Origin of the sequence: Candidatus Skiveiella danica (assembly GCF_022705245.1) — a bacterium.
In the GTDB taxonomy this organism is placed as follows: Bacteria; Pseudomonadota; Gammaproteobacteria; order Burkholderiales; family Burkholderiaceae_C; genus Skiveiella; species Skiveiella danica.
The window spans coordinates 1-524 of record NZ_JAKJEW010000193.1; the positions used below are offsets into that span (position 1 = coordinate 1).

A 524-nucleotide genomic window follows, 5' to 3' on the forward strand; every position below is an offset into this window, starting at 1 on the left:
GATGGAGTATTTGGGTATTTCCACCACCAGATCAGCCTGTGCCAACAAGGCCTGGCAACTGAGACGGGAATTGGGCTGCAGACCCCAGGCGCGGTCCAGCAGGTCTTCCTCGGTCTCATCGAGTTCGTTGAGCGAAGCAAAGCCTTCACGCACCACCACGTGGCAGGTGGTGCAGGCGCAGCTCATATCGCAGGCATGTTCGATACTGATTCCGTTGTCCAGCAGTGCTTCGCAAATGGAGGTACCTGCGGGCGCCGACACCTGCGCGCCTTGGGGGCAATATTCGGGGTGCGGAAGTATCTTGATAGTAGGCATGGTCAGTCGGTCTCCCGATTCAAATCGTTGCTATGTTCTTGCCGGCCAGTGCATTGGCAATGCCGCGGTTCATGCGCATGGCCGCAAAGGCTTCCGTAGCCTGTGCCAGTGCCTTGGATTGGCTCTCAATCAGCGCCGTGTCCTCGCTTGCCAGCACGCTACGCAGCCCTTGCATCGCAGCATCCATCGCCACGCGTTCTTCTGCCCCT

The 524-nt window shown here is 59.0% G+C and carries 1 protein-coding gene and 1 pseudogene; both read right to left on the minus strand.

Annotated features, from left to right (window positions below; genetic code table 11):
- Positions 1-315 (minus strand): ISC system 2Fe-2S type ferredoxin (gene fdx / locus ACMUOY_RS20940; protein ID WP_413894625.1); only part of this gene is annotated, 315 nt, incomplete at its 3' end.
- Positions 316-334: 19 nt separating this feature from the next.
- Positions 335-524 (minus strand): annotated as a pseudogene (locus ACMUOY_RS20945) (Fe-S protein assembly chaperone HscA); the annotation flags it as partial.